A 24364-nucleotide genomic window follows, 5' to 3' on the forward strand; every position below is an offset into this window, starting at 1 on the left:
GGGGCTGGAAGGGGCCGCGGCGCTGGAAGGTGGCCAGGGCTCGAATTCGGCTATACGCGCGGTGGGCGGGCTTCGTAGGGGGTGCTGAGGACCACTGTGGTGCGGGTGGAGACGTGGGCCAGGGCGCGTAGACGGCCCAGGAGGTCTTCCAGCTCCAGGGGGGACGCCACGCGGACCTTGAGGATGTAGTTCTCGTCGCCCGCGACGCTGTGGCAGGCCTCGATCTCGGGCACGCCCGCCAGGCGGTCCGCGATGTCGTCCGGCGCGCTCGGGTCGAAAGGCTTGACCGAGATGAAGGCCGTCAGGGGGAGGCCGACGGCCTCGGGGTCCACGACGGCCGCGTACCCGCGGATGACCCCGCGCTGCTCCAGCCTGCGTACTCGCTGGTGGACCGCCGACGTGGACAGGCCCGTGGCCTTGCCCAGGTCCGTGTAGCTCATCCGCCCGTCCCGCACGAGCAGATCCACGATCTGGCGGTCCAGCTCCTCCATTGCGCTCATAGCCGCACAACCTATTGCCCCGAGCGGCTTCCGGCACAGCGCTGTCCACGCAGAAGTGGCACCTGCGGCGGGCATGTGACCAAAGCCACAGACGTGTACGGGCGTACATCCCGCTCTGGTGGTTACTCGTGCCGCGCGGCGGGAAGTGCTTGGTGTGGCCGTGGCCGAAGTACCTGCCCGCCCGGCCCACCCAAGGGGGAGTACATCCATGCTGAACACCAACCGCGCCGGTCGCACCGAACCGGAGCCCCTGGAATCCGTCGAGTCCGGCTACGCCGACGACGGGGAGTACCTCGAACCCGGCGACGCCGAGGACTTCGAGATCCGCCACGCGGTCTGCCCGGACTGCGGGCAGTCGATCGCCCTCGTCGCCGACGAGGAGCACCTGCCGCAGCACGCGCTGTGCCTGACCCCGTGGAACCCGTTCGGGCTCACGGTGTGCGCCGGCACCGGGCGGCCGGTCTCGGACGCCCTGCCGACGCTGGGCGCGCTCCTGCCGGAGCAGCGGGAGCTGGACGGCATCGTGCACCTCGCCCTGCCGCAGGGGCTGGACTGGCGCACGCAGCCGTTCTCGCACGTCGGCGGCCCGGGCTCGCGGCCCGTGCGGCCGGAGGCGGCCCCGCTGCCGAGCAAGAGCCAGCACGCGCAGGCCGCCTGATCCGGGGCGCCTACCAGTACGTTCCCTGCACCATGCCGGCCAGGCTGGCATGGTGCAGGATCAGGCCGTCGGGGTCGGCGGGGACCTCCACCTCGCCGAAGTACGCCTGCCGGTAGGCGATGCGCAGCATGACGATCCCGTGCCGCAGGGCCGCGTACAGGGTGTGGAACTCCATGTCCCTCGGGGTGTGCCCGGTGAGCTCGGCGTAGCGGCGTTCCAGGTCCTCGCGGCGCAGGAAGTCCGGCAGGCCCGGCTGGCCGAAGCCCACCGTCAGGTCCTGGAAGAAGCGGTGCAGGTAGACGGTCCAGCCGAGGTCGACCTCGCGCGGGGCGTAGGCCGCCATCTCCCAGTCGAGGACGGCCGCCGGCCGGAAGCCGTCGTAGATCACGTTGCCGATGCGGGCGTCGCCCCAGTTGAGGACCGGGTCGCCCTCGTCGGCCGGCCAGAGGTCCTCCAGCCGGTCGAAGGCCCGCTCCAGCAGGGGCGAGCGCGCCAGGCCGGACACCACCCACTCGTAGTAGGCGCGCTGCGCGTCGACGTGGCGGCGCAGCGGGCTGCCGTCGCCCGCCGGGAGCAGGAACTCGGCCTCCTTCGCGGGGAACCGGTCGTGCAGCCGGGCCAGGAGGGAGATGCTCGCCTCCTGGAGTTCGGCGCGCTCGGCGTCGGTGGCGGAGTGCAGCCAGTTCCCCTCGTAGGTGTAGGGCATGACGTCGGGCGGTACGCGGCCCTCGGCGCGGGCCATCACGAAGAACGGCGCTCCCAGCGGGGCCGGGTCCTCCTCCAGCCAGAGCACGCGCGGGACGGGCAGGTCGGTGTGCTCGGCGACCAGGCTCATCACGCGGTGCTGGCGCGGCATGTCGTAGGTGGGGAAGACGGTGTAGGCGGCCGGGTCGGCGGCCAGGCGCAGGGCGCAGGCGCGGACGGGGGCGTCGGGGTGGTCGATGTCGAAGAGCAGGGTCTCGCTGGACATGCCGTTGGAGCCGGGGACGGAGGTGTTGACGACCTTGGCGCCGGGGAGGCGGCCGTCGAGCCAGGCCGCGAGGCGGCGGCCGAGTTCCTCGGGCTCTCGGGTGGAGGTGCGGGGGCGGGGTGCCGTGGCCATGGCCGGCCCTTCCTGTCTCGGGTGGTGGGTCAGGGGGCGACGGAGGAGTAGTCGGCGAAGCCGCTGGGGTCGTGGCGGCCGAAGCTTCCGTGCTCGAAGATCCCGAAGCCGGTGCGCCCGTCGAGGGTGAACCGGGCCGAGTGGTCGGTGACGCCGAAGGCGGCCATGGGGTGGGCGGCCGGGTCGGAGAGGTCGTAGGCGCGGCGGTCGGTCCAGCCGCGGCCCTGCCAGGTGCCGTGCTGCCAGTCGGCGGCGGGCGGGTAGCCGGCGCCGACGGCGAGCGGGGAGGAGTTCAGGATCTCGACGCCGAGTTCGAGGGGTTTGCGGGAGGGGTCGGCGAGGTGGACGACGGCGCGCTCGGGGTGGCGGCTGCCGGAGCGGTAGCGGATCTCGGTCTGGGGCCAGCCGAGCTGGACGTCGTGGCGGCCGCTGTCCTCGGGGAAGACCTGGACGGCCTCGTTGAGGGTGCGGTGGCCGTCGGCGTCCTCCTGGGCGATGACCATCAGGAAGCGGTCCTCGAAGCGGACGGGGATCCAGAGCCAGTGGAAGCCCTCGGGGCGCATCTCCTCGGCGGCCCGGCCGCCGTCCTCGCCGGGTATGGGGCGCACTCCCCAGCTGCGGTCGCGGGTGCCGGTCCACTCCCCCGGCGTGAGGGTGAACTCCTCGCCGCGGGCACGGATGGTGCCGGTGACGTTGCCGGCCTGGACGAAGCGGCGGCCTTCGAGCATGAGGCGGTCGCCGCGGCGCTGGATGTGGTGGGGTTCCCAGACGGCGGGGAACTCGGCGGTCCAGGTGATGGCGTACGAGAGTCCGTGGGGGTCCGCCGGGTCGGGGTCGCAGCGCAGGGTGAGCCGCTTGAGCGGTACGTCGACGGTGATCGACAGGGGGCCGACGGAGAGGTTCATCCGGTCGTCGGTGAGGGCGTCGGAGGCGCGGACGGCGAGGAGCTCGTCCCCCAGGCGCAGGGTGGCGTAGGCGTCCATGACCCCGGCGTTGGGGTAGACGCCGAGGCCGAGGATGAGGACGGCGCGGCCGGCGTGGTCGAAGACGTGGAAGATGCAGCGGTCGTAGGCGTTCCGGTCGCCGCTGACGTGGTGCTTCATCGACAGCGGGGCCTGGTGGACGGGGTACTCGTCGAGGGCGACGGGGCGGTCCGCGGGCACGGCAAACCTCCTGGGGCACAGGGGTGGGCAGGGCTGCTGAGCGGATATGACGGTACGTCAGATATCCCGCTCGCGGCCAGTGCCGTGGCACACCCTGACATCGCGGCACTCCCGGCCACCGCCCGGCTGCGCCGGGGTCTCCCGGGGCGCGCGGGGCGGCGCGCGTGGGACGGCTCGAACGGATGGGCGCGGACGGGGAGGGGTTACCCCCGCCTCAGGTCCGGCGTTGGCGGTGCATGACCACCCTCGAAACGCCGTCGGCGAGAGCGGGGCGCAGGCGGCGCCCCACCCCGCCGGGTTACGAAGAATCGGTTCAGCACACGGTCCCGGAGCCGGGCGCCCAGCACGGGCGGCCGCGCCACCCCGACCCGCCGATCTACGGCGACCTGCTGGCCCGCTGGGCCGCCGACGGCCGGACCCTGCCGGGGCGGCGCGACCCGGAGTGGTCCCGGATCGCGTCCTCCCCGATCTGGCCGAACGGCCCGCTCTACAGCAGCCCGTGACCCGGCCGGGGGCCCGGGACGGCGTCAGCGGGTCTCGGGGCCGGCCAGGTGGCGGGCGATGACCATGCGCTGGATCTGGTTGGTGCCCTCCACGATCTGGAGCACCTTCGCCTCGCGCATCAGCCGCTCCACCGGGAAGTCCGCGGTGTAGCCGTACCCGCCGAGGATCTGCACCGCGTCCGTAGTGACGGCCATGGCCGCGTCCGTGCAGAAGAGCTTGGCCATCGCCGCCTGCCGGGAGAAGGGCTTGCCCGCGTCCCGCAGCCGCGCGGCCGCGAGGTAGAGCGCCCGGCCCGCCTCGATCTTGGTGGCCATGTCGGCCAGCATGAAGCGCAGCCCCTGGAAGTCCGCGATCGGGTGCCCGAACTGCTTGCGGCCGAGGGCGTACGAGACGGCCTCGTCGAGGGCCGCCTGGGCCACGCCTATGGCGCAGGCCGCGATCCCGAGCCGGCCGGCGTCCAGGGCCGCCAGGGCGATGGTGAAGCCCTGCCCCTCCTCGCCGATCCGCCGGGAGTCGGGCACGCGGACGCCGTCGAAGTGCAGCTGGGCGGTGGGCGAGCCCTTCATGCCCATCTTCTTCTCGGGGACGGCCGCCGTCAGACCGGGGGCGTCGCCCGGCACGAGGAAGGCGGTGATGCCCTTGGCGCCAGGGGCTCCGCTGCGCGCGAGGACGGTGTAGAAGTCGGCGACACCGCCGTGGGTGATCCAGGCCTTGGTGCCGGTGATCACCCAGTCGTCGCCGTCACGGACCGCCTTGGTGGTCAGCGAGGCGGCGTCCGAGCCGGCGGCCGGCTCGGAGAGGCAGTACGCGCCGAGGAGTCCGCCGCCGAGCATGTCGGGCAGGTGGGCGCTCTTCTGCTCCTTGGTGCCGTAGCCGGCGAGGCCGTGGCAGGCCAGGGAGTGCACGCTGACGCCGAGGCCCACGGTCAGGCGGGCGGCCGCCAGCTCCTCCAGCACCTGGAGGTAGACCTCGTACGGCTGGTCGCCGCCGCCGAACTCGCCGCCGTACGGCAGGCCGAGCAGTCCGGCCTCGGACAGCAGGGTGAAGACCTCGCGGGGGAACCGGCCGGCCTCCTCCTCGTCGGCGGCGTGCGGGCGGATCTCCCGCTGGGCGATCTCGCGTACGAGCGCGAGGAGGTCCCGGGACTCCTCGGTGGGCAGCTGACGGTCCACCGGCTGCGGGGCGCGGTCTGTCATGGCGGCGCTCTCCTCCCTCGTCGGGCACGGCGGCGACGCGCGAGGTGTGGGACGCGCCGCCGGGTCTCGGTGCTCTCACAGCCGATGCTGCCGTCCCGGGTTGCGGAACGGCACGCTCAGCGGCTGCGGCGGGTTGAGTATGCCCGATCAGGCGCTTTACGTCACCGGTACATGATCGCCATGATCGTTCGATGTGCTCGCGATCCCCTCGGAAGCCACTGGAGGAGCCGGACAGTCGGGGACGAACTCCTCGACCAGGGTCGGCGTCGGGGCGGGACCTCGCGGCCGCAGGCGCCCTCGGCGACGGTGGCGACGAGCTCCTCGCGTACGGGGTCGCGGACGGCCGGCGGCGAGGGTGCGGCAGGCGGCCCGGTGGTTCTCGGCGAGCCCCTCGGCGGCGCCGGCCCGTCGCGCGATGCCGTCCATGGACAGGGCGTCGTACGGGGCGTCGTACGGGGCGTCGGCGGACGACTTCCGCCCGGTGGCCATGAGTTCGGCCCTCCGAACGCGGGGCCGCGCCGCGACGTTGACGGGCCGTCACGGCTGCCGGCCGTGGCGCCGCCCGTCGTACTGGTGGCCGCGTCGGCCTCGGGGCCCTCAGGCGCGGGCGGCGCCGCGGGTCGGCGCCGAACGGGCGCCGGTCACCTCGGACGCGGTCGTCACGGAGGGGCTGGGGCCGGGGGCCTCGTGACGGCTGGGTCAGATCAGGCCGAGCTGGGTGACGAACATGGCCACGACGACCACCAGGGTCCAGCCGAGCACGTGCTCCAGCCAGGCGGAGTCTTCCTTGGGGCCGCCGGTCCCGACGAGGCGGCGGGCGCGGGCGGTGCGGGCGGCGGTGTGTGCGGTCATGCCGTCCAATGTGCCAGCGTTCGCGGCTTTCGCGGTATATGACGTGGGTCACTGGTGGCACCGGTCACGCCGCCGGGCCCCGGCGGCCTCCCGTGGACGGAGGTGCCGCCGGGGCCCGGCGGCGGGATGCGCTCCCGGTCAGGTGGTCGTGCGCCGACGGCCGCCCATGGAAACCATGGCCAGGCCCAGGCACAGCATGACCGCGCCGGTGATGACGTTGCTGACGACACTGCGGGTGGTGTCCATCTCACCGGCCATGACCCAGGGGGCCACGATGGTCCAGGCGCCGATCGCGACGGCCGTCCAGGCCATCGCGTGCGTGCGCTCGTACGCCGTCCCCAGTCCGCCCATGCACAGGCAGAAGGCCAGACCGGCGATCAGGTTGTTGACGGCCAGCGGGCCCAGCACGCTGAACCCGGCTATCCAGGGCGAGGCCGCCAGGTACAGGCCCGAGATCAGGGCCAGCGCCTCCACGGCCTGCGCGGCGGGAGTACTCGTCACCCGCTCGAACCGAGTCCGCATCTCGGCAAGGTCCGGGTGTTGTTCGATGCTCGAATGGGTGGTCATGGTGGGCTGCCTCCTAGAGAAGCCTTATACGCCCTTTATGCCCATATTCCACCCGTTAAGCCACACGGACCAGCAGACCTTTTCCGGACCCCGGCTCACAGCACCCCGACCTCCCGCAGGGCCCTGACCTGGTCCGCGCCGGGCCGGGCCGGGGCGTAGAGGTAGCAGACGCCGCCGGTGCCCGAGACGGTCTTCCCCGCGGCGTTCCGGCGCTTGGTGCGCAGCCACGCGTTCTCCCACTCCCGGCGCCGGTAGACGCGGCGGACGGACTCGTTGTCCGCCGAGTTCGGGTCGTTGGCGATCACGTCCCCGGCGGCGGTGAAGCCGATCACCGCCATCAGGTGCCCGGCGGTGCCGTAGCCGGCCCCGGTGAGCTCCTGCGCGAGGAAGGACTGGGAGGTGATGACCGGGATCCCGGCCCGGACCAGGATCTCAAGGTCGGTGAGGGAGGTCAGGCGGGTGACCACGCCGGCCAGGTCGCGGTAGGTGGCCGCGTAGGCGGCGTTGAAGGGCCAGTTCCCGCAGCCCTTGTAGGCGGCGTCGTAGGTGGAGCGGGCCGCGTGGCAGACCTGGGGGTCGGTGTAGCCGGGGCGGACCCAGCTCAGGGAGGCGGCGCTGGGCTTGCGCCCCCAGTACTCGATGGTCATCTGCGAGGAGGTGGGGCTGCACCAGGCCTCGCCGCCGTTGTCGTACTCGGGGTACCGGCCGGCGTGGACCTCCTGCGAGTAGCGCGGGACCTTCAGCTCGTGCGCCCGGCCCGAGGGGGCGGCGGCCGGGACGGTGAAGCGGTCGGGGACGGCGGAGGCCATCGCCCCGGCCAGCCAGACCCTGGGGCTCCGGGCGGCGCCGGGCTTGCGGTGCAGGGTGAGGCGCAGCTGCCAGCCGGTGATGCGCAGGCCGGCGGCCGCGGCGGGGGCGTCCACGGCCAGGGTGTCGGTCCAGACGGTGGTCCGGCCGTCGGTCTGGCCGTCGACGGAGGTGCGGCGGATGTCGCCGTCCCCGGCGGCCCAGCGGCCCATCACGTACCAGCGGCCGGGCGTGCCGTCGCCGTAGGAGGGGCGCAGCTCGGTCTGGATCCAGGTGCCGGCCGGGGTGCGGGCGTTCCAGGAGGCGATGGCCTCGGTGGCGGGGACGGTGGTGCGGTGCACGGGGGAAGTCCAGGTGGCGTACTCCCAGGTGGACTTCCGGGCCGTGTGCGGGTCGGTGTACTCGGTGCGGCCCGCCGGGGTCGCGATCTCCAGGCCCGGGCGGGCCCCGGCGACGGCGGTGGTGCCGCGGTGGGTGCCGGCCTGCCAGTGGGCGTACGCGTACCAGAACCGGTTGTCGACCGTCCGGGCCGTGGCCGCCCCGCCGGCCGCGGCTTCCCCTGCGGTCTCGTCGGGGGCCTGGTCGGGGGCGGAGTCCCGGTCGGGGACGGCGGCGGGGTCGGAGGCCGCCGAGGCCCGCCCGCCGGGGACGGTGGCCGCGGTGGCGGCGGCGAGGGCGACGGCCAGCAGGGCCCTGCGTGGCGTGGGTGCGGTCATCGGCTTGTCCCCCAGGGGGTCGGTCTGGTGGTGCGGCTGCTCCACCCTTCCAGTTCCCGGCCGCGCGGCGGCGAAGCCCGGGGCCCGTGTCGGGGGCCCGTACCCTGGCCGGGTGGAGCCACAGCAGTCACTTGAGTCACTCGCGCGGGAGCTCGCCGCCCTGCCGCCCTCGCTCGGACCCGTCCGGCTGATCGGCGTCGACGGGCACGCAGGATCGGGCAAGAGCACCTTCGCGGAGCGGCTCGCCGGGGCCCTGGGCGGGGCGCCGGTACTGCACCTGGACGACGTGGCCACGCACGAGGAGCCGTTCGGCTGGGAGGGGCGGCTGCGGGCGCAGGTGCTGGAGCCGCTCGCCGCCGGCCGGGCCGCGCACTGGACCCCGTACGACTGGGTGGAGCGCCGCTTCGGTGCCGGGCGGGTCCTGGAGCCGGCGCCCGTGCTGCTCGTCGAGGGCGTGGGAGCGGGACGGCGGGCGCTGCGGCCGCACCTGGCGCGGCTGCTGTGGATGGAGACCCCCCGGGAGAGGTCCTGGGGTCGCGGGCGAAACCGGGACGGGCAGGAACTTTCCGAATTCTGGGACGGATGGGAGCGCGCGGAGCTCGCGCACTTCTCGGACGACCCTTCGCGCCCCTTCGCGGACACCTTGGTACACCAGAGCGGTACGGGATACGAGTGGACTTCCGGGGCTTCTGCGACCCCGAGAACAGCCGCTTCCGTCACCGAACGTCACGGACTCCCCCAGGCCTGAGCGGCCGCGCGCCGACGGCCGCACGGGGCTTCCCCGACCCGCTTGACCCGGGCCCGGGAACCGCCGTACGTTCTGAATGCGCGGTCTGCGAAGGCCGCCGCGGACGCGAAGCCCCCGATTGTTCCCCCGTGATCGGGGGCTTCGTTCTGCCCCGGGCCGGTGCGGCGCGCGTCGCACCGCCCGCTCTTCTTCACCCTGAGTTACCCTGCGCTTCCGGGGCACGCCCACGACCCGTGCCCACCGCACCCTGGGTAAGGTGCGTCACCGCAGGTACGATGCAGCCCTGATTTCATCGGCGGGGTCGACAACTCTGGTGCGCGACGCGGAGTTTGCCGCGCACCACGGGGCATGCTTGTGGGGGATGTGATGGACTTCGGCATGCCGGGCAGCGCACACGCCCCGGCCGAACTCGCCTGGCTGCGCGGGGTCGACGCCTGCACGATGGGCGCGTACCCGCAGGCCGAGGAGGAGTTCCGGACGGCCGTCGGGCTGGATCCCACCATGGCGGACGCCTGGCTGGGACTGCACGCGCTGCGCGTGGACACCACCAACGCCTTATTGCGGATGTACGCGCACCGGGACCGCTTCGGCGAGCAGCGCACCCGGCACCGGCGGACCCTCAACTCCTGGTACTGGCTGGGCTGGTGGGTGCAGCCGGTGCTGGAGAGCCGGCGGGACCTGCTGCTGGCCCACGCCTCCCACTGGCTGGACGGCCGCCACGTGCCCGAGCTGGACCAGGCCCTCGCAGCACTGCCGCCCGTGGACACCGATCCCCAGGTCCGCTTCCTGCACGCCTGCCGGGCCTACCTGGTCAAGGACTGGGAGCAGCTGGTACGGCACACCGAGCCGCTGGTGCTGGACCCGCTGCTCGGCATCGAGGCGGGGCTCTTCGGCGGGATGGCCCGGGTCCGGCTGGAGATGTACGGGCAGGCGGAGCCGATGCTGTCGGCCGCGCTGATGCGGTGCCGCAGCGAGCAGCCCCAGCGCAAGGAGCTGCGGTACTGGCTCGCGCGGGCCCGCGAGGGCACCGGCCGCAGCGCGGCGGCACTGCCCCTGTACCGGGCCGTGCACCGGGTGGACCCGGCGTTCATGGACACCGCGGCCCGGCTGACGGCGATCGAGGACAGCACCGACCCCGACGACATGGCCGGCCTGGCCGACGCCTTCGGGTACGGCGGGTACGGCGGCCACCTCAGCGAGGGCCTCGCCGGGCACTACGCGGCGGTCGCGCTGGGCGGCGGGGGCGGTGGCGGCGGGGGCGGCCCGGTCCAGGACATCGCGCCGGACGGGCAGGTGGACGCCGACCCGCCCACGCCCGGGGAGCCGCCGGGAACGGGCCGGCTGGAGGGCGTACGGCACCGGCTGCCGGTGCCCCCGCAGGGCGCCCCGCCCGGGCTTCCGGCCGGGCCGGCCGATCCGGCGCTGCTCGCCGAGGCGCTGGCGGAGCTGGAGCGGATGGTGGGCCTGGAGCCGGTGAAACGGCAGGTGAAGGCGCTGTCGGCGCAACTGCACATGGCCCGGCTGCGGGCCGCCCAGGGGCTGCCGGTGCAGCCGCCGAAGCGGCACTTCGTCTTCTCGGGGCCCTCCGGCACGGGCAAGACCACGGTGGCCCGGATCCTGGGCCGGGTCTTCTACGCGCTGGGGCTGCTGGGCGGCGACCACCTGGTGGAGGCCCAACGGGCCGACCTGGTCGGGGAGTTCCTCGGGCAGACCGCGGTCAAGGCGAACGAGCTGATCGACTCCGCGATCGGCGGGGTGCTTTTCGTGGACGAGGCGTACAGCCTGTCCAACTCGGGCTACAGCAAGGGCGATGCGTACGGCGACGAGGCCCTTCAGGTGCTGCTCAAGCGGGCCGAGGACAACCGCGACCACCTCGTGGTCATCCTGGCGGGCTACCCGGCGGGGATGGACCGGCTGCTGGCCGCCAATCCGGGGCTCTCCTCGCGGTTCACGACCCGGGTCGACTTCCCGAGCTACCGGCCGGCGGAACTGACCGCGATCGGCGGGGTCCTGGCGGAGGCGAACGGGGACTGCTGGGACGAGGAGGCGCGGGAGGAACTGCGCAGCATCAGCGGTCACGTGGTGGAGCAGGGCTGGATCGACGAACTGGGCAACGGCCGGTTCCTGCGGACCCTGTACGAGAAGAGCTGCGCGTACCGGGACCTGAGGCTGGCGGGGTTCGCGGGCGAGCCGTCGCGGGAGGACCTGGCCACGCTCCGTCTGCCGGACCTGATGCAGGCCTACGGCGAGGTCCTCTCGGGCCGCGGCCCGAGCCCGGCCTGACGGCTGCCGCCGTCCCTCCCAGGGGGCGGGGGTCCCGGGGAGGGGGACGTCCGTCGGGGTGCGGGCCGTGGCGCCGCTGCGCGGAGCGGGGGCCCCTGCCCGTCCTTCCACCGTTCCTCCCCCGGCTACCGCCGGGAGGTGCCCCCGGGGGCTCCGCCCCGGACCCCGCTCAGGGGTGACCCGGTGCGCCGACGGAGATCATCGGCGGGGTAGGGTCGATCCGCAACACGACGCGAAGGGGAGCCTCAGTGGCGCGGGTTGCAGTGATCGGTGGGGGTATCAGCGGGCTGGGAACGGCCCTCATGCTCGGGCGGCGGGGCCATGCGGTCACCCTGTACGAGCAGGACGTACGGGGAGCCGGAGGAGACCTCGACCGGGACTTCTTCGACTGGGACCGGCCCCGGGTCCCGCAGGCCGTCCAGCCGCATTCCTTCCTCGCCCCCGTGCGCGCCGTCCTGCGCGCCGAGACCCCCGACGTCTACGCGGACCTGCTGGCGCGCGGCGCCCGGGAGTACCACGACTTCGACTGGTTCGGCGAGCATCCGCCGGTCCGGGACGGGGACGACGAGCTGGTGACCCTGCGGACCCGCCGGATCGTGCTGGAGGCGGCGCTGGCCTCGGCCGTGCGGCGGGAGGCCGCCGTCGACGTGCGGCAGGGCAGCCGGGTGAGCGGCCTCGCCTTCGCGGAGGGCAGCCCGCCCCGGGTCACCGGCGTGCGGGTAGGGGCCGAGGAGCACCGCGCGGACCTGGTCGTCGACGCGTCCGGGCGCCGCTCGCCGGTTCCCGCCTGGCTCACCGGGGCCGGCTGCCGGCCGCCCGTGGTCGACAGCCACCGCACCGGGCTCGCGTACTTCTGCCGCTGGTACAAGCTGCGGGCCGACGGCCCCCGGGACCCCGGGAAGGTGAAGACCGGCTCGGCCTCGCCGTTCGCGCTCGCCGGGGTGTTCCCCTCCGACAACGACACCTTCGCGGTGCACCTGGTGCTCTCCACGGGCGACCCGACCCGGAGCGCGGTCACCGACCCGGCCGTGTTCGAGGCCGCCGCCCGCCGCTTCCCGGCCGCCGCCGCCTGGCTCGGCCTGGCGCCCGAACCGCAGTCGGCCGTCCTGCCCATGGCGGGCCTGCCCAACCGCTGGACCTCCCTCACCGACGACGACGGGCCCGTGGTCACCGGCCTGGTCAACGCGGGCGACAGCCTCGTCCACACCAACCCCACGCTGGGACACGGCGTCGCCCTCGGCCTGCGCGCCGCGCAGTACCTCGCCGCCCACGCCGACGCGACGGCCGCGGACCCGGCCGGCTACCACGACTGGACGGCCCGGAACCTGCGGCCGTGGTTCGACGCCCAGGTGGCCGCGGACCGCGTCAACGAGCAGCGCCTCGCCGAGAGCACGCCGCTCTCGGACCGGCGGGCCGCCGCCGTGGGCGCCTGCGCCTTCGAGGACCCGGTCGTCATGCGGGCCCGGGCCCAGGTCCGCCACCTCCTGCTGCCCGCCGCCGACGCCTACGGCACCGACGAGGTGGACCGGCACGTGACCGCCTGGCTGGAGGCCAACCCGGACTTCTCGCCGGGGCACGACGGCCCGACCCGGGACGAGTGGGAAGAACTCGTCCCGGGCTGAGCCGGATCAGACGCGGGCGAAGGGCCGGTGGGCGGGGTCGCGGACCTCGCCCACCAGCATTTCGAGGACGTCCTCCAGGGCCACCAGGCCCAGGATCCGGCCCGCGGGGTCGGCCACCTGGGCCAGGTGGGTGGCGTCGCGGCGCATGACGCTGAGGGCGTCGTCCAGCGGGAGGGTGGAGCACAGGGTGGTCATCCGGCGCCACACCCGCTGCGGCACCGCCCGCTCGCGCTCCTCCAGGTCGAGGACGTCCTTGACGTGGAGGTACCCCATGAAGGCCCCGGTCTCGGAGCGGACGGGGAAGCGGGAGTAGCCCGTGCGGACCGTCAGCTGCTCGATCTGCCGGGGGGTGACGGCCGGGCCCACCGTGACCAGGCGGTCCCGCCTGAGCAGGACGTCGGTGACCGGGCGGCTGCCCAGTTCCAGGGCGTCCTCCAGGCGCTCCTGCTCGACCGGTTCGAGGAGCCCGGCCTGCCGGGAGTCCTCCACGAGCCGGCCCAGCTGGGCGCTGGTGTAGACGGCCTCGACCTCGTCCTTCGGCTCGACCTTGAACAGCCGCAGGACCAGCGCCGCGCACGCTCCGAGCGCCGTGGTGACGGGGCCGCAGAGGCGGGCGAAGGCGACCAGCCCGGGGCTGAACCACAGGGAGGTCTTCTCCGGGGCGGCCATCGCGAGGTTCTTCGGGACCATCTCGCCGATGACCAGGTGCAGGAAGACCACCGCCGACAGGGCGACCACGTAGCCGAGGGGGTGGATCAGGCCCTCGGGCACGTGGAGGGCGTGGAAGACGGGCTCCAGCAGCCGGGCCACCGTGGGCTCGGCGACGGCGCCGAGGGTGAGCGAGCACATGGTGATGCCGAACTGGGCGGCGGCCATCATGCGCGGCAGGTTCTCCAGGCCGTAGAGGACCTGGCGGGCCCGCTTGGACTCGCGGGCCAGCGGCTCGATCTGGCTGCGGCGTACGGAGACGAGCGCGAACTCGGCGCCGACGAAGAAGCCGTTGGCCAGGACGAGGAGCAGGGCGAAGACGAGCTGGAGCGCGTTCACCGGGCGGCGCCTTCCAGCTCGGCGGCCGGGCGGCCGCTCGCGGGGGCCGGCACGGCCGTGAGGCGTACCAGCCGCACCCGCTCCGCGCGGTTGCGCCGGACCTGGCGGACGGACAGCTTCCAGCCGGGCAGCTCGGCCCGGTCCCCGGGGGAGGGGATCCGGCCGAGGAGGTCGGCCACGAGCCCGGCGACGGTCTCGTAGGGCCCCTCGGGCACTTCGAGGCCTATCCGGCGCAGGGTGTGCACGCGGCAGCTGCCGTCGGCCTCCCAGGAGGGCCGGCCGTCCTCGCCGGGTACGGCGGCCAGTTCGGGGCTGTCGTCCTCGGCGAGGTCGTGCTCGTCGCGGACCTCTCCGACGAGTTCCTCCACGATGTCCTCCAGGGTGACCACGCCGGCGGTGCCGCCGTACTCGTCGACGACCACGGCCATCGGCTGTTCGCTGCGCAGCCGCTCCAGCAGCGGCTGGACCGGCAGGGAGCCGGGGACCAGCAGGGGGGCGACGCAGATCCGGCCGACGGAGGTGCGGGCGCGTTCGGCCTCGGGCACGGCGAGGGCGTCCTTGAGGTGGACGACGCCGGTCACCTCGTCGATGCGCTCGCGGTAGACCGGGAAGCGGGACAGGCCGGTGGCCCGGGTCAGGTTCAGTACGTCGGCCGCGGTGGCCGTGTCCTGGAGGGCGCTGACCTTCACCCGGGGGGTCATGACGTGCTGGGCGGTGAGTTCGCCGAGCGACAGGGTCCGTACGAAGAGGTCGGCGGTGTCCTGTTCGAGGGCACCGGCCTGGGCCGAATGGCGGACCAGGGAGACCAGTTCGCCGGGGGTGCGGGCGGAGGCCATCTCCTCGGCGGGTTCCACTCCGAGCGCCCGCACGAGGCGGTTGGCCACGGAGTTGAGGCCGGCGATGACGGGCCGGAAGGCCCGGGAGAAGGCCTGCTGCGGGCCGGCCACGAAGCGGGCCACCTGGAGCGGCCGGGAGACCGCCCAGTTCTTCGGGACGAGCTCGCCGACGACCATCTGCACGGCGGAGGCGAGCAGCATGCCGGTGAAGACGGCGACGCCGGAGACGGCTCCGGCGGGCAGGCCGGTGGCGGAGAGCGGCCCCGACAGCAGGGCGGCGAGGGCCGGTTCGGCGAGCATGCCGACGACGAGTGAGGTGATGGTGATGCCGAGCTGGGTGCCGGAGAGCTGGAAGGACAGCTCCCGCAGGGCTTCGACGACCGTGCGGGCACGGCGGTCGCCCTCGGCTGCGGCGCGCTCGGCCTCGGGCTTCTCTACGGTGACGAGGCCGAACTCGGCCGCCACGAAGAAACCGTTGGCGAGGATCAGTGCGAAGGCCGCCACGAGCAGCAGTAGCGGGATGGTCATGCCGCCGCCTCCGTGGGGAGGGCGGCGCGGGTACTACCGGACGATCCGTCCATTGCTGGAGGGAGTCACTCCTCTGGTCGCAGGTGCCCACGGGCCACGGGGTCCCGGGGCGGTGGGAGGGCGCACGGGCGCGCCCCGCCACCAGGGTAGTCATTGAGATCGCCGCCGCAATGGGACGCAGCGACGGGGCCCGGCCGGGTCAGTGGTCGTTTGTGCCGGTTCCGCGGGTTTCGGCGAGGGCGCGCAGAGCGCGGGCGTCTCCGATGGCGCGGGCCTTGGCCACGCCGGGCTGGATGCCGAGGACGGGCAGGCTGGTGCCGTCGTTGAGGTCGAGGAAGACCCACGGGTCGCCGGGGCGGAGGTTGACGCGGAGGATCTGCGCCCACTCCAGGCGGCGGGTGGTGGTGAGGTTCACCACGGTGACGCCGGTCTCGTCCGCGACCACCTTGGGGCGGCTGAGCAGGACGAGGACGGAGGCCATCAGGGCGGCGGTGAAGACGAAGCTGACCCGCTCGCCGGGGCTGAGGTTCTCCAGGAGCAGCGCGATCGCCGTGATGGTGGCGAACATGGCGAGCCCGACGCTGAGCAGCACCGCCCGGGTGCGGTTCGGCCGGAAGGTGACCGGCAGGGCGGGGGGTGCGGGGTGGGCGGCGGACTCGCTCATGGTGCGCTGGGCCTTCTGGGGTGGCGTACGGGAGGACGGCGCGGGGGTGCTGCGCCGTACGGGGGGCGGTGGGGCCGGAAGGGGTCCGGGTGCGGACCCCTTCCGGCGGGACCGTCCTAGAGGCGGCAGGCGTGGATCGAGGTGGTGAGGATCGCGCGCGCGCCGAGCTCGTACAGGTCGTCCATGATCCGCTGGGCCTCCTTGGCGGGGACCATGGCGCGGACCGCGACCCAGCCCTCGTTGTGGAGCGGGGAGATCGTCGGGGACTCCAGGCCCGGGGTGAGGGCGACGGCGCGCTCCAGGTGCTCTGCGCGGCAGTCGTAGTCCATCATCACGTAGCTGCGGGCCACCAGGACGCCCTGGAGGCGGCGCAGGAACTGGGCGACCTTGGGGTCGTCGTTGTCGGCGCCGGTGCGGCGGATGACGGTCGCCTCGGACTTGAGGATCGGCTCGCCGATGACCTCCAGGCCGGCGTTGCGCAGGCTGGTGCCGGTCTCGACGACGTCGGCGATGACCTGCGCGACGCCGAGCTCGATGGCGGTCTCGACTGCGCCGTCCAGGTGGACGACGGAGGCGTCGATGCCCTGGTCGGCGAGGTGCTTGGCGACGATCCCCTCGTAGGAGGTGGCGATCGTCATCCCGCCGAAGTCCTCGGGGCCCTTGGCGGTGCCGGGCTTGGTGGCGTAGCGGAAGGTGGAGCGGCCGAAGTTCAGCGGCAGGATCTCCTCGGCGTTGGCGCCGGAGTCGAGCAGCAGGTCCCGGCCGGTGATGCCGATGTCCAGCTTGCCCGAGGCGACGTAGATCGCGATGTCCTTCGGGCGGAGGTAGAAGAACTCGACCTCGTTGTCGGGGTCGACCGTGACGAGTTCCTTGGACTCCTTGCGCTGGCGGTAGCCGGCCTCATGGAGCATCGCCGACGCCGGTCCGGAGAGTGAACCCTTGTTGGGGACGGCGATGCGCAGCATGGGCTTCCTTTGGTGCGTAGTTGCGAAGGGTGTGGGCGGGGCGGGGCCCCGGTACTACGGGCTCCGGCCTAGAGGTGCGCGTAGACGTCGTCGAGGGAGATCCCGCGCGCCACCATCATCACCTGGACGTGGTAGAGCAGCTGTGAGATCTCCTCGGCGGCGGCGTCCTTGCCCTCGTACTCGGCGGCCATCCAGACCTCGGCGGCCTCCTCGACGATCTTCTTGCCGATGGCATGGACGCCCTCGCCGACGAGCTCGGCGGTGCGGGAGGTGCTGGGGTCGCCGTTGGCGGCCTTGTGCTGGAGCTCCGTGAAGAGCTCTTCGAAGCTCTTGGTGGGTTCGTTCGCCATGATGTCCTTAGGGTACGGGCTCACCCCGGTCCCCCGGTGCCGGGGTTCACTCCTTGGACTACCGCCAGGGTTCGCTGACGGTGCGCAGGGTCATGGCGGTGGAGACGGCGGCGGTGACCGCTTCGTGCCCCTTGTCCTCGTTCGACCCCTCAAGCCCGGCGCGGTCCAGCGCCTGCTCGTCGTTGTCGCAGGTCAGGACGCCGAAGCCGACGGGGACTCCGGTGTCGATCGACACCTGCACCAGGCCCTGGGTGACGCCCTGGCAGACGTAGTCGAAGTGCGGGGTGCCGCCGCGGATGACCACGCCGAGGGCGACGATGGCGTCGTAGCCGCGGCCGGCCAGCACCTTCGCGACGACCGGGAGCTCGAAGCTGCCGGGGACGCGGAGCAGGGTGGGCTCGTCGATTCCCAGCTCGTGCAGGGCCCGCAGGGCGCCGTCGACCAGACCGTCCATGACCTTCTCGTGCCACTGGGCCGCGATCACGGCCACCCGGAGGTCTCCGCAGTTCTTCACGCTCAGTTCGGGTGCGCCCTTGCCGCTCACAGCTCTGCTCCTCGGTGTTTCGGTTCCGCTGGTGTGTACGAGTGGTGTGTCTGCGTGGTTCTGGTTACTGGTTGCCGCAGGCGGAGGTGGGTACGGCACCCTCCAGCCAGGGCAGGTCGTGGCCCATCCGGTCCCGCTTGGTGCGCAGGTACCGGAGGTTGTGCTCGCCGGCCTCGACGGGCATGGCCTCGCGGCCGGTGACGGCGATGCCGTGGCGGACGAGGGCGGCCGACTTGTCGGGGTTGTTGGTCAGCAGCCGGACGCTGCGGACGCCGAGGTCGGCGAGCATCTGGGCGCCGGCCCCGTAGTCGCGGGCGTCGGCGGGCAGGCCGAGCTCCAGGTTGGCGTCCAGGGTGTCGCGGCCGCGCTCCTGGAGCTCGTAGGCGCGCAGCTTGGACAGCAGTCCGATGCCGCGGCCCTCGTGACCGCGCAGGTAGACGACCACTCCGCGGCCCTCGGCCTGGATGCGGGCCATGGCGGCCTGAAGCTGGGGGCCGCAGTCGCAGCGCTGGGACTGGAAGATGTCGCCGGTCAGGCATTCGGAGTGCATCCGGACCAGGACGTCCTCGCCGTCGCCGACCTCTCCGTGGACGAGGGCGACGTGCTCGACGCCGTCGGCGGTGGAGCGGTAGCCGTACGCCGTGAACTCGCCGACGGCGGTCGGCAGGCTGACCTCGGCCTCGCGGCGCACGGTCGGCTCGGAGGAGCGGCGGTAGGCGATCAGGTCCTCGATGGAGATGATCGTCAGGCCGTGCTTGCGGGCGAAGGGGATCAGCTCGGGCAGCCGCAGCATGACCCCGTCCTCGCCGGCGATCTCCACGATGGCGCCGGCGGGGCGCAGGCCCGCGAGGCGGGCGAGGTCGACGGCGGCTTCGGTGTGGCCGTTGCGGACCAGGACGCCGCCGGGCTTGGCGCGCAGCGGGAAGACGTGGCCGGGGCGGACGAAGTCGCCGGCCTCGGAGGTGCCGTTGGCCAGGAGGCGCAGGGTGGTGGCGCGGTCGGCGGCGGAGATGCCGGTGGTGACGCCGTGCGCGGCGGTGGCGTCGACGGAGACGGTGAAGGCGGTCTTCATCGACTCGGTGTTGTTCTGGACCATCTGCGGGAGCTCCAGGCGCTCCAGCTCGGGGCCCTCCATGGGCGCGCAGATCAGGCCCCGGCACTCGCTCATCATGAACGCGACGATCTCGGGGGTGGCCTTCTCGGCGGCGATGACGAGGTCGCCCTCGTTCTCGCGGTCCTCGTCGTCGACGACGACCACGGGGCGGCCGGCGGCGATGTCGCGGATGGCCTGCTCGACGGGGTCGAGGCGGAAGGCCTCCTGGGCGGCCGTCCCAGCCGGGTCCGGCACGGACTTGAGGATGGTGGTCATGCCGTTGCTCCTTCGAGGGCCGTGGCGGGGGTGGTGCGCGAGCGCTGGTACCAGTCGTAGGCGCCCCACAGGACGAGCGCGAAGTAGACGACGTAGACGAGGCCGGAGAAGGCCAGGCCGCTGTTGAAGGCGAGGGGGACGCCGACGAGGTCGACGAGGAGCCAGGCGAACCAGAACTCGACCAGGCCGCGGGCCTGGGCCACCATCGCCACGATCGTGCCGACGAAGATGTAGGCGTCGGCCCACGGGCTCCACGACAGGTCCGGGAACAGGGTGAACAGGCCGCCCACGGCGAGGGTGCCGGCGGCCGCCCCGGCGAGGAGCAGTCCGCGCTCCTTCCAGGTGGCGGTGCGCACGGCGATGGATCCGTCCTGGGCCTTCTGCCGGCCGAGCTGCCAGGCGCGCCAGCCCCAGACGGCGACCGAGATCACCAGGAGCTGCTTGCCGACGCCGCCCGCGAGGTGGGCGGAGGCGTAGGCGGCGACCAGGATCAGTCCGGAGAGGAGCTGGGCGGGCCAGGTCCATATGGAGCGGCGCCAGCCGAGGGCGAGGGCGGCCAGGCCCATCAGGTTGCCGATCATGTCGGACCAGATGACCTTCTGGCCGAACACCTCGAAGGCCTGGGCGTTGAGCCAGGTCAGGGCGGTCACTGCGCCGTCTCCTTCGCGTGGAGGGGGTCCACACCGGCGGCCAGCAGGCGCTCGACGTACTTCGCGAGGACGTCGACCTCGAGGTTGACCGGGTCGCCGCTCTGCTTGATGCCGAGGGTGGTCAGCGCGAGGGTGGTGGGGATGAGGCTGATGGTGAAGTAGTCGGCGGCGGCCTCGACCACGGTGAGGCTGACGCCGTCCACGGTGATGGAGCCCTTCTCCACGACGTACCGTGCGAGGTTCTCCGGCAGCGAGACCTTGACGATCTCCCAGTGCTCCGAGGGGGTGCGGGAGACGATCCGGCCGGTGCCGTCCACGTGCCCCTGTACGAGGTGGCCGCCGAGCCGTCCGCCGAGGGCCATCGGGCGCTCCAGGTTGACCCGGGAGCCGGCGGCGAGGGCGCCGAGGCTGGAGCGGTTGAGGGTCTCCTGCATGACGTCGGCGGTGAACTCGCCGTCCTCGGTCTCCACCACGGTCAGGCAGACGCCGTTGACGGCGATCGAGTCGCCGTGCTTGGCGCCTTCGGTGACGACGGGGCCGCGCAGGCGGAAGCGGGAGGCTTCGGCCAGCTGCTCGACGGCGGTGACCTCGCCCAGTTCTTCGACGATTCCGGTGAACACTCAGTGCTCCTTGGGGGCGTTGGTGGGGACGGCGGTGATGCGCAGATCGGGGCCGGTGCGGACGGCCTCGGTGATGTCGAGGCGTACCGCGCGGGCGATGTTCGTGATGCCGGCGCCGGCGAGGGCGGCGGGGCCGGCGCCGAGGAGGGCGGGGGCGATGTAGCCGACGACGCGGTCCACGGCCCCGGCCTCCAGGAAGGCTCCGGCGAGGGTGGGGCCGCCTTCGAGGAGGAGGGAGCGCACGCCGCGCCCGTACAGCTCGGCGAGGAGGCGGTCGAGGGGGACGCGTCCGTCGTGCAGCGGCAGCCGGAGCACCTCGGTGCCGGGCAGGTGCGCGGTGTCGGCGTCCTCGCCGGTGACGATCAGGGTGGGGCCGGCGTCGTCGAGGATGCGGGCGGTCGCCGGGAGGCCGGCGCGGGCGTCGAGGGCGACGCGCAGCGGCTGGACGGCTCCGTCGACGCCGCGGACGGCGAGGTGGGGGTCGTCGGCGCGCAGGGTGCCGCCGCCGACGAGGACGGCGTCGGCCTCGGCGCGCAGCCGGTGGACGTCGGCGCGGGACTCCGCGGAGGTGATCCAGCGGCTGCTGCCGTCCTCGGCGGCGCTGCGGCCGTCGAGGGTGGCGGCGTACTTCCAGGTGACGTGGGGGCGGCCGAGGCGCACGGAGGTCAGCCAGGCGGTGTTGCCCTGTTCGGCCTCGTCGGCCAGGAGCCCGGCCTCGGTGTCGACCCCGGCGGCGCGCAGGGTGGCTCCGCCACCGCTGGCCTGCGGGTTCGGGTCGGAGACGGCGTAGACCACGCGGGCGATCCCGGCGTCGACGAGGGCCTGCGCGCAGGGGCCCGTACGGCCGGTGTGGTTGCAGGGTTCGAGGGTGACGTAGGCGGTGCCGCCGCGGGCGGCGTCTCCCGCCGCGCGCAGGGCGTGGACCTCGGCGTGCGGGCCGCCGGCCCGCTCGTGCCAGCCTTCGCCGACGACGGCGCCCGCGGGGTCGGTGATGACGCAGCCGACGACGGGGTTGGGGCTGGTGGAGCCGAGTCCGCGGGAGGCGAGCTCGACGGCCCGGCGCATCGCGGTGATGCTCGGGTCGGGTGCTGCCTGCGCGGCATGTGTCGCCACCGGGTCCTCCTGCCTCATCGGGCACGGACTCCGGGGCCTGTCGGGATACGACAGATGAAGCGGGTAGCGCACGCGGGGACGCCGAGGCCGGATGACACGGTCCGTCCGACACGTATCCGCTGGGAATACGCCGATGGACCGCCGACGGCGGCGTACCGGTGACTGGCCCGCCGCGCACTGCCTCCCATCCGGACTTTAACCGTCGGTCCAGGAATTTCACCTGGTCAACCGGCCGCTGGATGCGGACGGGTCGCGGACTATACCGCCGGTTCGGAATTACACCGACCCCGGAGTGCGCTGCTACTGGTACTAGGGCCAGTGTGCCACGGGTGATCGGGGGCCATGCGGGTGATGCGCTGTGGCCTGGCTCACAGAAGCGCCGCCCCTTGAGCGCCCCTATTGCGCCAAGAGTGTCGCGATCCCCCCTCCCCCCGCTTTGGTCCAGACCTATTGACGGGTTGGTCTAGTCCTCTTAACGTTCCCTTCATCTTCCCCGGGAGCCGGCCTGTCGACGTGCGCACGTCACGGGCCAACCAGCGCCGTTTTTCTGCCTGTTGCCGCACGTTGGCCCTGTCACCCTCCCCTCCCCAGGAGGCACCATGCCGTCCCCCACACGTACGAGAGCGATGCTCCTGGCATCCGGCGCGACGATCGCCGGACTGCTGGTCGGCGGACTCTCCGCGGGCGTCTCCCACGCCGCCCCCGACAACGAGAGCTGTCGCCCCGACGGCCTCTACAAGACCGCCGGCGTCGACGTCCCGTACTGCTCGGTCTACGACTCCGAAGGCCGCGAGAAGATGGGCGCCGACCACCAGCGCCGCGTCATCGGCTATTTCACCGGCTGGCGCACCGGCAAGGACGGCAGCCCCGCCTACCTCGCCAACAACATCCCGTGGTCCAAGGTCACCCACCTGAACTACGCCTTCGCCCACGTCGGCGCGGACAACAAGCTCTCGGTCGGCGCGGACAACGCGAACAACGCCGCCACAGGGATGACCTGGCCGGGCGTCGCGGGGGCCGAGATGGACCCGGCCCTCCCGTACAAGGGCCACTTCAACCTGCTGAACAAGTTCAAGAAGCAGTACCCGAACGTGAAGACGCTGATCTCGGTCGGCGGCTGGGCCGAGACCGGCGGCTACTTCGGCGACGACGGCAACCGGGTCGCCTCCGGCGGCTTCTACTCGATGGCCACCAACGCCGACGGCTCGGTCAACCAGGCCGGCATCGAGACCTTCGCGGACTCCTCGGTGGAGTTCGTCCGCAAGTACGGGTTCAACGGCGTCGACATCGACTACGAGTACCCGACCACCATGAAGGACGCGGGCAACCCGCTGGACTGGCAGCTGTCCAACGCCCGCCGGGCCGGCCTGGTCAAGGGTTACGACGTCCTCATGAAGACCCTGCGCGAGAAGCTCGACCGCGCGGGCGCCGCCGACGGCAAGCACTACCTGCTCTCCGTCGCCGCCCCCTCCTCCGGCTACCTGCTGCGGGGCATGGAGACGTTCCAGATGCAGAAGTACCTGGACTACGTCAACATCATGTCCTACGACCTGCACGGAGCCTGGAACGAGTACGTCGGCCCCAACGCGTCCCTCTTCGACGACGGCAAGGACGCCGAGCTGGCGGCCGCGGGCGTCTACTCCACCTCCCAGTACGGCGGCGTCGGCTACCTCAACACCGACTGGGCCTACCACTACTTCCGCGGTTCGATGCCGTCGGGCCGGATCAACATCGGCCTGCCGTACTACACCCGCGGCTTCAAGAACGTGCAGGGCGGCACGGACGGCCTGTGGGGCAAGGCCCCGGCCACCGGCTGCCCGGCGGGCGCCGGTCTCACCAAGTGCGGTGACGGCGCGGTCGGCATCGACAACCTGTGGCACGACAAGGACGCGAACGGGGTCGAGTCCCCGGCGGGCTCCAACCCGATGTGGCACGCCAAGAACCTGGAGAAGGGCGTCGTCGGCGACTACGTCACCAAGTACGGCTTCCCCGCGAACACCACCCTGACCGGCAGCTACGCCCGCAAGTACGACTCCACGCTCGTGGCGCCGTGGCTGTGGAACGCGCAGAAGAAGGTCTTCCTGTCGACCGAGGACGAGCAGTCGGTGGCGGCCAAGGCCGATTACGTGGTCGACAAGGGCATCGGCGGCACGATGGTCTGGGAGCTGGCCGGCGACTACGCGTACAACGCGGCCAAGGGCCAGTACGAGATGGGCGACACGCTCACCTCGCTGATGTACGACAAGTTCAAGGCCGCCACCCCGTACGGCGCGAAGAAGGCGGGCGCCGCCCTGCCGGCGCAGGCCGTGGACATCAAGACGGAGTTCACCGAGTTCAAGCTGGGCGACTCCAACTACCCGATCACTCCGAAGCTCAGGATCACCAACAACACCAGGAGCACGCTGCCCGGCGGCACCGAGTTCCAGTTCGACTACGGCACCTCGGCCCCGGCCAACGCCTCGGACCAGTCCGGCTTCGGTACGAAGGTGATCGCCACCGGCCACACCGGCAGCAACGTCGGCGGCCTGAAGGGCGACTTCCAGCGGGTCTCCCTGAAGCTCCCGGCCTGGCAGACGCTGGCCCCGGGCGCATCGGTCGACCTCGCGTTCAACTACTACCTGCCGGTGTCCACGCCCTCCAACTGGACGGTGAACATCTCCGGCACCACCTACGCCCTCGCCGGCGACCTGGCGCGCGGCACCACCACCGGCGAGCCGGGCGGCGGCAGCACCCCGCCGACCACCCCGCCCACCACTCCCCCGACGACCCCGCCGACCACCCCCGGGACCTGCACCTCCCCGGCGTACGTGGCCGGCACCGTCTACAACTCCGGGAGCGTGGTCTCGCACAAGGGCCACAGCTGGAAGGCCCAGTGGTGGACGCAGAACGAGGAGCCCGGCAGCACCGGCCAGTGGGGCGTCTGGAAGGACCAGGGCGCCTGCTGATCACCCGTGACGGGG

At 72.9% G+C, this 24364-nt stretch carries 23 protein-coding genes and 1 riboswitch; of the genes, 6 read left to right on the forward strand and 17 right to left on the reverse strand.

What is annotated here, in order from left to right; genetic code table 11:
* Positions 1-50: 50 nt before the first annotated feature.
* The gene (locus tag ACZ597_RS20850; RefSeq protein ID WP_164721043.1) at positions 51-491 is read right to left on the reverse strand and encodes an Lrp/AsnC family transcriptional regulator; all 441 of its coding nucleotides are present in this window, start codon (positions 489-491) and stop codon (positions 51-53) included.
* 217 nt (positions 492-708) lie between these two features.
* On the opposite strand from ACZ597_RS20850, the gene ACZ597_RS20855 reads away from it, so the two are divergent.
* Complete coding sequence (locus ACZ597_RS20855) at positions 709-1158, forward strand: hypothetical protein (protein ID WP_471332134.1); 450 nt, start codon at positions 709-711, stop codon at positions 1156-1158.
* 10 nt (positions 1159-1168) lie between these two features.
* Here the strand turns inward: ACZ597_RS20855 and ACZ597_RS20860 are convergent, their stop codons facing one another.
* Positions 1169-2260 (reverse strand): phosphotransferase family protein, encoded by a 1092-nt coding sequence (locus tag ACZ597_RS20860; RefSeq protein ID WP_471332137.1) that lies wholly within the window; start codon positions 2258-2260, stop codon positions 1169-1171.
* Between the two features lie 29 nt (positions 2261-2289).
* The gene (locus ACZ597_RS20865) at positions 2290-3363 is read right to left on the reverse strand and encodes an Rv3169 family protein (protein ID WP_471332722.1); all 1074 of its coding nucleotides are present in this window, start codon (positions 3361-3363) and stop codon (positions 2290-2292) included.
* A 296-nt stretch (positions 3364-3659) separates the two neighbouring features.
* On the opposite strand from ACZ597_RS20865, the gene ACZ597_RS20870 reads away from it, so the two are divergent.
* Entirely contained in the window at positions 3660-3926 is a 267-nt protein-coding gene (locus ACZ597_RS20870; protein ID WP_471332139.1) for a hypothetical protein, read from the forward strand.
* A 24-nt stretch (positions 3927-3950) separates the two neighbouring features.
* Here the strand turns inward: ACZ597_RS20870 and ACZ597_RS20875 are convergent, their stop codons facing one another.
* The 4 genes from ACZ597_RS20875 to ACZ597_RS20890 all read right to left on the reverse strand — a co-directional run bounded on the left by ACZ597_RS20875 (position 3951) and on the right by ACZ597_RS20890 (position 8065).
* Positions 3951-5123, reverse strand: coding sequence for an acyl-CoA dehydrogenase (locus ACZ597_RS20875; protein ID WP_471332142.1), 1173 nt, complete (start codon positions 5121-5123; stop codon positions 3951-3953).
* A gap of 699 nt (positions 5124-5822) precedes the next feature.
* A complete protein-coding gene (locus ACZ597_RS20880) occupies positions 5823-5975 on the reverse strand; it encodes an SCO1431 family membrane protein (RefSeq protein WP_471332145.1) in 153 nt (50 codons plus the stop codon).
* Between the two features lie 138 nt (positions 5976-6113).
* Entirely contained in the window at positions 6114-6542 is a 429-nt protein-coding gene (locus ACZ597_RS20885) for an SPW repeat protein (RefSeq protein ID WP_471332148.1), read from the reverse strand.
* A 95-nt stretch (positions 6543-6637) separates the two neighbouring features.
* Positions 6638-8065, reverse strand: coding sequence for a peptidase C39 family protein (locus ACZ597_RS20890; protein ID WP_471332725.1), 1428 nt, complete (start codon positions 8063-8065; stop codon positions 6638-6640).
* 112 nt (positions 8066-8177) lie between these two features.
* Here ACZ597_RS20890 and ACZ597_RS20895 point away from each other — a divergent pair, with 112 nt between their 5' ends.
* From ACZ597_RS20895 to ACZ597_RS20905, 3 genes are all read left to right on the forward strand, one after another.
* Positions 8178-8813 (forward strand): uridine kinase family protein, encoded by a 636-nt coding sequence (locus ACZ597_RS20895; protein WP_471332150.1) that lies wholly within the window; start codon positions 8178-8180, stop codon positions 8811-8813.
* A 366-nt stretch (positions 8814-9179) separates the two neighbouring features.
* Positions 9180-11096 (forward strand): AAA family ATPase, encoded by a 1917-nt coding sequence (locus ACZ597_RS20900; RefSeq protein ID WP_471332153.1) that lies wholly within the window; start codon positions 9180-9182, stop codon positions 11094-11096.
* Between the two features lie 248 nt (positions 11097-11344).
* Positions 11345-12718, forward strand: coding sequence for an FAD-dependent oxidoreductase (locus ACZ597_RS20905; RefSeq protein ID WP_471332156.1), 1374 nt, complete (start codon positions 11345-11347; stop codon positions 12716-12718).
* Positions 12719-12724: 6 nt separating this feature from the next.
* Here ACZ597_RS20905 and ACZ597_RS20910 read toward each other — a convergent pair whose 3' ends face one another.
* From ACZ597_RS20910 to ribD, 10 genes are all read right to left on the reverse strand, one after another.
* On the reverse strand, positions 12725-13765 hold the full coding sequence (locus ACZ597_RS20910) for a hemolysin family protein (protein ID WP_471332159.1): 1041 nt from the start codon (positions 13763-13765) through the stop codon (positions 12725-12727).
* On the reverse strand, positions 13762-15129 hold the full coding sequence (locus tag ACZ597_RS20915; protein WP_471332161.1) for a hemolysin family protein: 1368 nt from the start codon (positions 15127-15129) through the stop codon (positions 13762-13764). The genes ACZ597_RS20910 and ACZ597_RS20915 overlap by 4 nt, the downstream gene beginning before the upstream one ends.
* A gap of 199 nt (positions 15130-15328) precedes the next feature.
* Positions 15329-15793, reverse strand: a complete 465-nt coding sequence (locus tag ACZ597_RS20920) for a PH domain-containing protein (protein WP_471282485.1) — start codon at positions 15791-15793, stop codon at positions 15329-15331.
* A gap of 116 nt (positions 15794-15909) precedes the next feature.
* Positions 15910-16758 carry an ATP phosphoribosyltransferase gene (gene hisG, locus ACZ597_RS20925; RefSeq protein ID WP_471332163.1) on the reverse strand — a complete coding sequence of 283 codons (849 nt, stop codon included), beginning with the start codon at positions 16756-16758 and terminating at the stop codon, positions 15910-15912.
* A gap of 68 nt (positions 16759-16826) precedes the next feature.
* Positions 16827-17108 carry a phosphoribosyl-ATP diphosphatase gene (locus ACZ597_RS20930; protein WP_471332165.1) on the reverse strand — a complete coding sequence of 94 codons (282 nt, stop codon included), beginning with the start codon at positions 17106-17108 and terminating at the stop codon, positions 16827-16829.
* 58 nt (positions 17109-17166) lie between these two features.
* Positions 17167-17652 (reverse strand): 6,7-dimethyl-8-ribityllumazine synthase, encoded by a 486-nt coding sequence (ribH, locus tag ACZ597_RS20935; RefSeq protein ID WP_007262951.1) that lies wholly within the window; start codon positions 17650-17652, stop codon positions 17167-17169.
* A gap of 64 nt (positions 17653-17716) precedes the next feature.
* Complete coding sequence (locus tag ACZ597_RS20940) at positions 17717-19021, reverse strand: bifunctional 3,4-dihydroxy-2-butanone-4-phosphate synthase/GTP cyclohydrolase II (protein ID WP_471332168.1); 1305 nt, start codon at positions 19019-19021, stop codon at positions 17717-17719.
* A complete protein-coding gene (locus tag ACZ597_RS20945; protein ID WP_471332171.1) occupies positions 19018-19671 on the reverse strand; it encodes a nicotinamide mononucleotide transporter family protein in 654 nt (217 codons plus the stop codon). The genes ACZ597_RS20940 and ACZ597_RS20945 overlap by 4 nt, the downstream gene beginning before the upstream one ends.
* Positions 19668-20291 (reverse strand): riboflavin synthase, encoded by a 624-nt coding sequence (locus tag ACZ597_RS20950; protein WP_471332174.1) that lies wholly within the window; start codon positions 20289-20291, stop codon positions 19668-19670. Before ACZ597_RS20950 ends, ACZ597_RS20945 begins: the two co-directional genes overlap by 4 nt.
* Positions 20292-21422, reverse strand: coding sequence for a bifunctional diaminohydroxyphosphoribosylaminopyrimidine deaminase/5-amino-6-(5-phosphoribosylamino)uracil reductase RibD (gene ribD / locus ACZ597_RS20955; RefSeq protein WP_471332177.1), 1131 nt, complete (start codon positions 21420-21422; stop codon positions 20292-20294).
* A gap of 152 nt (positions 21423-21574) precedes the next feature.
* Positions 21575-21704: riboswitch (FMN riboswitch) on the reverse strand.
* A 299-nt stretch (positions 21705-22003) separates the two neighbouring features.
* Here ribD and ACZ597_RS20960 point away from each other — a divergent pair.
* The gene (locus ACZ597_RS20960) at positions 22004-24349 is read left to right on the forward strand and encodes a chitinase C-terminal domain-containing protein (protein ID WP_471332179.1); all 2346 of its coding nucleotides are present in this window, start codon (positions 22004-22006) and stop codon (positions 24347-24349) included.
* The last annotated feature ends 15 nt before the right edge of the window (positions 24350-24364 follow it).

It is taken from the genome of Streptomyces sp. NPDC040718, assembly GCF_055593565.1.

Bases quoted from the DNA above. Each gene is read 5' to 3' on its own strand.
- ACZ597_RS20850 (WP_164721043.1), bottom strand. From the start codon at position 491: ATGGAGGAGCTGGACCGCCAGATCGTGGATCTGCTCGTGCGGGACGGG.
- ACZ597_RS20855 (WP_471332134.1), top strand. From the start codon at position 709: ATGCTGAACACCAACCGCGCCGGTCGCACCGAACCGGAGCCCCTGGAA.
- ACZ597_RS20860 (WP_471332137.1), bottom strand. From the start codon at position 2,260: ATGGCCACGGCACCCCGCCCCCGCACCTCCACCCGAGAGCCCGAGGAA.
- ACZ597_RS20865 (WP_471332722.1), bottom strand. From the start codon at position 3,363: ATGAAGCACCACGTCAGCGGCGACCGGAACGCCTACGACCGCTGCATC.
- ACZ597_RS20870 (WP_471332139.1), top strand. From the start codon at position 3,660: ATGACCACCCTCGAAACGCCGTCGGCGAGAGCGGGGCGCAGGCGGCGC.
- ACZ597_RS20875 (WP_471332142.1), bottom strand. From the start codon at position 5,123: ATGACAGACCGCGCCCCGCAGCCGGTGGACCGTCAGCTGCCCACCGAG.
- ACZ597_RS20880 (WP_471332145.1), bottom strand. From the start codon at position 5,975: ATGACCGCACACACCGCCGCCCGCACCGCCCGCGCCCGCCGCCTCGTC.
- ACZ597_RS20885 (WP_471332148.1), bottom strand. From the start codon at position 6,542: ATGACCACCCATTCGAGCATCGAACAACACCCGGACCTTGCCGAGATG.
- ACZ597_RS20890 (WP_471332725.1), bottom strand. From the start codon at position 8,065: ATGACCGCACCCACGCCACGCAGGGCCCTGCTGGCCGTCGCCCTCGCC.
- ACZ597_RS20900 (WP_471332153.1), top strand. From the start codon at position 9,180: ATGGACTTCGGCATGCCGGGCAGCGCACACGCCCCGGCCGAACTCGCC.
- ACZ597_RS20915 (WP_471332161.1), bottom strand. From the start codon at position 15,129: ATGACCATCCCGCTACTGCTGCTCGTGGCGGCCTTCGCACTGATCCTC.
- ACZ597_RS20920 (WP_471282485.1), bottom strand. From the start codon at position 15,793: ATGAGCGAGTCCGCCGCCCACCCCGCACCCCCCGCCCTGCCGGTCACC.
- hisG (WP_471332163.1), bottom strand. From the start codon at position 16,758: ATGCTGCGCATCGCCGTCCCCAACAAGGGTTCACTCTCCGGACCGGCG.
- ACZ597_RS20930 (WP_471332165.1), bottom strand. From the start codon at position 17,108: ATGGCGAACGAACCCACCAAGAGCTTCGAAGAGCTCTTCACGGAGCTC.
- ACZ597_RS20940 (WP_471332168.1), bottom strand. From the start codon at position 19,021: ATGACCACCATCCTCAAGTCCGTGCCGGACCCGGCTGGGACGGCCGCC.
- ribD (WP_471332177.1), bottom strand. From the start codon at position 21,422: ATGAGGCAGGAGGACCCGGTGGCGACACATGCCGCGCAGGCAGCACCC.
- ACZ597_RS20960 (WP_471332179.1), top strand. From the start codon at position 22,004: ATGCCGTCCCCCACACGTACGAGAGCGATGCTCCTGGCATCCGGCGCG.